General features: G+C 43.1%; 6 protein-coding genes. 3 read left to right on the forward strand and 3 right to left on the reverse strand.

Annotated features, from left to right (window positions below; all coding sequences use genetic code 11):
• Nucleotides 1-269 precede the first annotated feature (269 nt).
• Together ACTS60_RS03315 and ACTS60_RS03320 are read left to right on the forward strand one after the other, a co-directional pair.
• Nucleotides 270-800 carry a DUF6795 domain-containing protein gene (locus ACTS60_RS03315; RefSeq protein ID WP_440887126.1) on the forward strand — a complete coding sequence of 177 codons (531 nt, stop codon included), beginning with the start codon at nucleotides 270-272 and terminating at the stop codon, nucleotides 798-800.
• Nucleotides 797-1960 (forward strand): lipase family protein, encoded by a 1164-nt coding sequence (locus ACTS60_RS03320; RefSeq protein WP_171358141.1) that lies wholly within the window; start codon nucleotides 797-799, stop codon nucleotides 1958-1960. Before ACTS60_RS03315 ends, ACTS60_RS03320 begins: the two co-directional genes overlap by 4 nt.
• A gap of 106 nt (nucleotides 1961-2066) precedes the next feature.
• Here ACTS60_RS03320 and ACTS60_RS03325 read toward each other — a convergent pair whose 3' ends face one another.
• The 3 genes from ACTS60_RS03325 to ACTS60_RS03335 form a co-directional block, all read right to left on the reverse strand.
• A complete protein-coding gene (locus ACTS60_RS03325) occupies nucleotides 2067-3827 on the reverse strand; it encodes an ABC transporter ATP-binding protein/permease (RefSeq protein ID WP_440887127.1) in 1761 nt (586 codons plus the stop codon).
• A 129-nt stretch (nucleotides 3828-3956) separates the two neighbouring features.
• Nucleotides 3957-5216, reverse strand: coding sequence for an FAD-dependent oxidoreductase (locus tag ACTS60_RS03330; RefSeq protein ID WP_440887128.1), 1260 nt, complete (start codon nucleotides 5214-5216; stop codon nucleotides 3957-3959).
• Nucleotides 5189-6805, reverse strand: a complete 1617-nt coding sequence (locus ACTS60_RS03335; RefSeq protein WP_440887129.1) for a phytoene desaturase family protein — start codon at nucleotides 6803-6805, stop codon at nucleotides 5189-5191. The genes ACTS60_RS03330 and ACTS60_RS03335 overlap by 28 nt, the downstream gene beginning before the upstream one ends.
• A 454-nt stretch (nucleotides 6806-7259) precedes the next feature.
• Here ACTS60_RS03335 and ACTS60_RS03340 point away from each other — a divergent pair.
• Nucleotides 7260-7400: DUF5062 family protein (locus tag ACTS60_RS03340; RefSeq protein ID WP_440886766.1), on the forward strand; the 141-nt coding region annotated here is incomplete at its 3' end.

Genomic DNA, 7400 nt, shown 5'->3' on the forward strand with positions numbered 1-7400 from the left:
CTCTTCGACACGTGTGGTGTTGAAGTGTGGTCAACTATATCTAGTGAAAATCCCCTCGTAGTTACTCCCCTCTGGAACAAATCTTAAAAAATTTGTGCGTATTACTTTTCCACACCTACAAAATTATTTTTCAAGAAACTAATTATAGTTAACATTATCTATTGCAAATAATTGTGAAGTTGCACGAATTATTATCAATGTATTTTAATAGGTGGGTGATAAATATAGATGGTTTCGATATATTTTAAATCAAAATTCGAGATATATTAATGTTTAAGTACAAATGCACAATAACGGTTGCATTTTTTTTGTTTTTTATTATGAGTTATAGTGACGTGTTTAATTATTTTAAACCCTATAAACTAGTAGTTAGCCCTCCTATATCCGGTACTGTTTTAAAATACGGGGAGCCAATTGATAATATCGAAGTGGCTCTGCTTGCGGGTTTTAGTGAGTATTATGAAAGAACTACTTTAACAGATAAAGACGGCAGGTTTCATTTTGAACCAATCATTCACCGTCAATGGTTTAAGCCGCTGTCAATCAACACAAATTTAATTGGAATTCAGATCACTGCAAATATAAATAGCAATCAAATCTTAATGTGGTCTTCACATACTGGCTTGGATATCCATGATTATGTTATTGATAATTTGGATAATCTAGAGTGCGATCTAGATGACTCTCCTTATGAATATCATTTTAAAAACCGAGTTGTGCCAAACGGGCGAGAGCACTCGGTTTTTGGTATATGCCGCCTTCGAGGATACGACGAAAAAATACATCGAGAGGACTTATGACTCCCTTATCTCCAAAGTTAGCTTCAGAGTTAGCCTATCTACCTTATCAATTGATTTCAAACAAGAAAGACAAGATGTTTGTTGTAGATAGATTTGTCACGAAAGAGTTTAGTCTGAGTAAGCAACAGCAAACATTTAAAGGCCAATCTGGTGGGATTTTTGGTATTGGAAGGAAGACGGAGGGGTTTGCGTTAGTTGGCATAGGAAAAGGCAAGCGTGAAAATGAGTTGGTTATTGCAATAAGAGGAACTAAAACAGGTCATGATTGGATGACAAATTTAAATCTTGGTCTAAAAGGAGCTCCTAATAGTGCTTCAGCTCATGCAGGGTTTGTAAATACATTTCACACCTTACGTCCGCAAATTAGAAAATTTATTCTTTCTAATGGCAAGATACCGAAGCATATACATTGTGTAGGACATAGTCTCGGTGGAGCACTCGCTTCTTTGTGTTCTGACTGGATAAAGTCAGAACTAAAAATTACTACTACACTTTACACTTTTGGCGCGCCTAGAGTAGGTCAAATATCCTATGCTAGAAAATCAAGTGTGACAAATACCGATATATATCGCTGTACTCATGGTGCTGACCCTGTGCCTTTGATTCCTTTGTGGCCCTTTGTTCATGCGCCTTATTGTGGTAAAGAGTATCGATTGGATGATGGTGTAGGAGTCTATTTTTCTGCTCATGGTATGGATGGTAATGCTAGTCCAGGGTATTTAAATACTGCAAATAGTGAAAGTTGGAAGAAGCTAAAAATACAATCTTTAGATTTTTTAAATAAACCTATACGGTTGAGCTTTGACGATAGGAATCAAGCTTCATTTACTGGATATTGGGCAAACAAACTAAGTGCAGCCCTATTTACATTACTGAATGATGCTGGACCCCAGCATGCCCGAGCGATAGAGCTACAAGCACGCATATCCACTGGTATGACTTTTTATGATCATTTGGCTAGAAATATTGAAAAAATTGCCGCGGCGTCTGATAAGCTCGCAGAGCAGACCAAGGGGTTATTAGGGCATATGTTGGTTTTCTCCGGAAGAGGCATAAGTAAAATTACCGATCTTTCGATGAAATTTATTCGATGGGTGTTTAAGGTGACAGTGGGGAAACTGTACGGCACCGCTAAACGTGCAGTTGACGCAATATTCTAAATTAGTGACATGCTCTAGGTGATTTTTTGAGGCTGCTGAAAGAGAAGCTTCCACACCTTGTCACTCCGGTAAAACCCGCTACTTAGAGCGGGTTTAACAATGATGTTTACCCCAAGCGCTTGAATTGCAAGGCCACCAATCGCTGATACAACTCACAGCTTTGCATTAATGACTGATGGTTGCCGATATCAATCAGCTCGCCGCCGTCCAGTACGGCAATCTTATCTGCATGTTGAATCGTCGACAGGCGGTGCGCGATGATCAACGTGGTGCGGTCTTTCATCAATGCCTCAAGCGCTTGCTGAACATGGTGTTCACTCTCACTGTCTAGTGCGCTGGTGGCTTCATCCAGTAATAGGATTTTAGGGTCTTTCAGAATCGCACGTGCAATCGCTATTCGCTGTTTTTGGCCGCCAGACAATCTCACGCCGCGCTCACCCAAAAAGCTGTGGTAACCGTCCGGTAGCTTCTCAATAAACTCATGGGCATGGGCTTTCTTCGCTGCATCAATGACCTGTTCGTCGGTTGCATCTGGGTTGCCGTATCGAATGTTATGGAACACATCATGACTAAACAAAGCAGGCTGCTGCGGCACTAATGCCATTTGACGGCGCAGATCATTTGGATCGAACTGTCTAATGTCTTCACCACCAAACAATACTTGCCCCTGTTGCGGGTCATAAAAGCGTTGCAGTAGTTCAAACAGTGTCGTTTTTCCTGCACCAGAAGGGCCGACTAGCGCCAGCACTTTGCCTCGCTCCGCAGTCAGTTTTAAGTCTTTGACCGCGGGTTGATCTGGACGAGAAGGGTAGTTGAAGTTTACCGACTCAAAGGTCACTTCTGCGAGCATATCATCGGTGATTGGAAGGTGATTTTTTGGCGCGCTAATATCACTTTCGACTTGTAGGATCTCAATCAGCCTCTCTGTTGCACCAGCGGCTCTTTGCAGTTCGCCCATCACTTCTGAAATGGTCGCTGTAGATGATGCAACCATGATGGCATAGAACACGAACGCGGCTAGATCACCGGCAGACATTTTACCGTGGATAACATCACTGCCACCTACCCAAAGCATGCCAGCAATGGCGCTGAATACAATCACAATCACGCCAGAGATCAGAATCGCGCGCTGCTTCACGCGTTGTCTGCCGACTTCGTAAGCTTTTTCTACTTCAATGGCAAAAGCGGCTCTTTCATGTTGTTCTGAACTAAAGCTTTGTACCGTTTTGATATGCTCAATTGCTTCACCCGCATAGCTACCTACATCTGCCATCGTGTCTTGGCTTTTACGAGATAGGGCGCGGACACGTCTTCCGTAGACAAGAATCGGAACCAATACAAATGGCACGGAAGCCAGCACAATGAGCGTGAGCTTAAAGTTGGTAGCGAACAACATAATGATCGCGCCAATACACATTAACGCGCTACGCATTGCCATAGAAAACGACGAACCAATGATGCTTTGCAGCAACGTGGTATCCGTGGTGAGACGAGACATAATATCGCCGCTGCTATTGGTTTCAAAATAGCTAGGATGCAGCGTAATCACATGGTTAAACACCGCAAGACGAATATCTGCGCTGACGCGTTCACCTACAGAAGAAACCAGATAGAAACGGAAGAAAGTACCCACTGCTATACATAGCGTGACACCGACAATAAACTGAATCGCATAGGTGAGCTCTTGCAGAGATTGCTGTGCAAACCCTTGGTCAATTAAGATGCGAACGCCATAGCCTACGGACAACGTCAGACTTGCTGTAGCAACGAGCGCAACTAAGGCAGCTGCAACACGCCATTTATAAGGGGATACGAAGGTGTTGAGTTTAAGAAGAATGCTGAGGTTCTTATTATTTTTACTGCTCATGAATGGCTCACAAAGCTTGGTAGGTACTTGGCATAGTAAGCGACTTTGGAGAGTTAGACCAGTGAGCGCCTAGTATTGAGTGAAAGGGTGCAGTTAATAGGGAATGGTTGGCCATTAAGAACCGTTCAATTAAAAATACCGATGTACGATATAGTCAGCGTATTCGCTAGTAAATCCCACGCAGCTAAAATTGAGTATTTCGCCAGCGTAGTAGGTATGACGATTTCCTTGAATCTCATTGAGTTTGTCATAAAAGCCATCGTTCATCTCACTAGATTCAACATGAGGGAAGTATTTCCAATGAATGAATTGATGAATCGACTCTATCTCCCCGCCCATTTGGCGGACAAACGTTCTTAGATTATCAGTGACATCTTTTTCGCTGATGTTTTTATCCGTGAGCACATAAAATGAATAGATTGGCTGTCCGGCTTGTCTGTAATACCAGAAAACGGGGTGTCCCTCTCGCTCCCTACTGAAGTTTTCTGGTACGTAGCCCGTCTTTTCAACGAAATGGTTCACTGTGCAAAGAATGGTTTGATAATCCAGATACCTGATTTTTCCAAATAGCATCTGCTCTTGAACACTCAAGTCCATAAACAACGTCATCTCATCCAATGGTGAGGTAACGATAAGCTTATCGAATTCTTCTGCGCCCGCCTGTGAATGAACTGTTATGACTTCGCCTCGGTCAATTTGGGTAATCTCAGCTTCAAATCGGACATCATGTTCTTTTGCAACACGTGTCCATAGTCCCTGGATACCGTCGGGGAAGATATAAACTTGGCCTTTTAAGTAGGCTACTATTGTCTTCCAGTTTACGTATTTCAATACATAAGCCGTTGGCACATGATCGGAATAACAATAGCCGAAGCCAGAAAGAAACAGACTGAAGATGTTGGCCAAGTCAGTGATTTCGTTCTCTTTGGAAAACTGGTCGAACGGAATCGTAATCGCAGGGGAAAGGTTGTGAAACCCGGGGGATTCGAGCGCTTTATAATGCTTGAGAATACGCCGGTAGCGGAAAAACAGCTGCCAGAGTACTTTGAGTTTAAACACCAGTGACTGTGGTGCGATTCTCTGGCCGTTTTTGTCGACAAAAATACTTTGGCCGAAGCGAGCCCGCACGATGGGAATACCATATTGTTTGGCTAGCCGGAGTGGGACGGTATTATTCTCCGTAACAATACCCGCCCCGAGCTCGTAGGTTTTTGAGCCAAGCTCTACACTTAGACACTTTCCACCAGCGTGGTCGGTGCGCTCGAAGAGCGTAATGTGTTTATAGCCTTTTTGTCTTAGGGCTTCTGCGGCACTGAGCCCTGCAGCACCAGCTCCAACGATCGCAATACGCTGATTGAGAACTATTTTATTGTTCGGTTGACTGTCCATAGTAGATTTGTCTTTAAAATTGTCGACGCGCACAACAGCCCCGCCATGGTTCCTCCTGCGATGCTTGCTGTCATGACATCTTGACCCGAGAGATACAAGCCGGACACAGGAGTATGCACGCGCAAAAACTTTTGTCTAAAGCGCTGTGGCGAATGGGCAATACCATAGATCTCACCGTGTCTATGGTGAGAGAAATGACGAGTACTCAGTGGGGTAGAGACTTCATAATAATCGATTTTGCCTTCCAACTGCGGAGCTACACGGTAAAGCTGCTCTAACATCTGTAGGGCTAATCGTTCTTTAAGGGCCTTATATTCTTCGCCACGGTGCTGCCATTTTGTATTTTCCCATTGTTCAAACCAGTCATAGGGTACCAAAATCACGACTTCTGCGGTGCTTCTGCCGGGATGAGTTTGTTCTGCTGATGGGTCTTTGGCCCAAGGGAACGAGACAAAAGATACTGGGAGGGGGGATGTAAAATCCGTATATTCTGCGCGCCCTTGATCATGATCGTACTGTTGAGGAAAAATCCAATAATTACATTTGGGTAAATCTAGTGTCGCTGGGGATGCTTTAATGCCAACATATAAACCGACATGCGCCGTTGCAGGTTTTAGCTTGTTAATCAGCTTGTCTAACTGATGCCTGTTACATACATCTTTGGACAATAAATGCGAATAGGTATTTACAATACCAGTGGCGCTAATAATCGTGTTGGAGTAAAACTTTTCTCCGTCTTTCATACTCACGCCAACGGCTTTATTGTTCTCGACGATAACTTCGTGCACGTCTGCCTGTGTTAAAGCCACACCTCCCGATTGTTCAATAATTGGAACGATGCATTCGGCAAGTTTCGATGCCCCGCCAACTGGATATGCTGCTCCTTCGATATAGTGATTAGCAAGCAACGCATGCATATAAAAACTGCTCTTTGATGGTTCCAAACCGTAATCGCCATATTGGCAGGTCAATACACCAATCAGTTTGGGGTTGTCAGTAATCCCATTTAATACTTCTAATGTGGTTTTATCGGAGAATGTGAGCGTACTGCGACGAAGAAAATCACCAAAAATGTTTGCTAGAAATGGGGGAAGGGTTTTTTCAATGTAATAACCGCTACCCAATTTTCTCGCCTCATCGAGTAAAGAAAAGTAAGCATCGATTGAGGCCTGATCCGGCTCTTCTGGAAAGTATTGCTTTAGCTTGGCCTTAAGATTCTCTCGCCCTCTAGGGAACTGGTATTCATCGTTGCCAAAGACCGCTCGGTCATAAATGTCATCAAGAGGAGCCCATTTGAGCGTATCTTTCGAAATATAGCGAAAGACCTTGTTTAATGTCGTTCCCTCGATATGAACTTGGCCCACATAGTGCAAACCCACATCCCAGGAATATCCCTTGCGACCAAATGTATGGGTATACCCACCGAGCACGTTATGTTGTTCGAGCAAAAGCACGCGTTTTCCTGATTGGGCCAAGAAGGAGGCTGCACTCATGCCACCAGTTCCTGAACCAATGATGATAATATCAAAGGTGCGAGCTTCTTTTGTTTGAGCTGATTTAATGTAGTTTTTGTATCCTTTGCCAATCATATTGTGCACCTTTTGGTTAAGGTTGCATTATTATCAAAGTGCCTAGGATCTAGACAGTTCCATCTATCAAGACGAATTACGAAAAAGACATCTGTTCTAATAATAGCAGTCAAATTAAGACGCTAGCGCAAACCTTGCAGATAGTGAGATTGGAAACTGAGAATAAATTGAAACCGAAGTTTTGATTCAAAGGACATCATTATCGCACCATAGCTCGTGCATTTGAGTGTTGGCAATATCAAAGGTTGGAATTGCCACTGACTTGATGGACTTAAACGAACAACGGCTAATATAAACTTAAGAGCTTATAGGCAATACTAACATGAGCAATTAAGTTCATTTTTCAACCAGTTACAGGGTGGTGTGGCTTAAAGTTATCAATATGAGAGCTTACTAACATGTCGTTTGTGACACTTAATGTATCCTTAGTTTAAGCGAAGAAGAGGATTTATTGATGTCAAAAAGCTCCAAGCTTCATAATGAAGATAAACTGGTTAAGAAGGCACTAGAGATTGGCGGGAAGATGGCGAAGTTGCAAGGCTTTGATCTTCCTCAGTCACCACAACCTTTAAGAGTAAAAGCGATTTACCTATTC

The organism is Vibrio sp. WZ-1 (assembly GCF_052037695.1).
In the GTDB taxonomy this organism is placed as follows: domain Bacteria; phylum Pseudomonadota; class Gammaproteobacteria; order Enterobacterales; family Vibrionaceae; genus Vibrio.

Bases quoted from the DNA above. Each gene is read 5' to 3' on its own strand.
- ACTS60_RS03315 (WP_440887126.1), top strand. From the start codon at position 270: ATGTTTAAGTACAAATGCACAATAACGGTTGCATTTTTTTTGTTTTTT.
- ACTS60_RS03335 (WP_440887129.1), bottom strand. From the start codon at position 6,805: ATGATTGGCAAAGGATACAAAAACTACATTAAATCAGCTCAAACAAAA.
- ACTS60_RS03325 (WP_440887127.1), bottom strand. From the start codon at position 3,827: ATGAGCAGTAAAAATAATAAGAACCTCAGCATTCTTCTTAAACTCAAC.
- ACTS60_RS03330 (WP_440887128.1), bottom strand. From the start codon at position 5,216: ATGGACAGTCAACCGAACAATAAAATAGTTCTCAATCAGCGTATTGCG.
- ACTS60_RS03320 (WP_171358141.1), top strand. From the start codon at position 797: ATGACTCCCTTATCTCCAAAGTTAGCTTCAGAGTTAGCCTATCTACCT.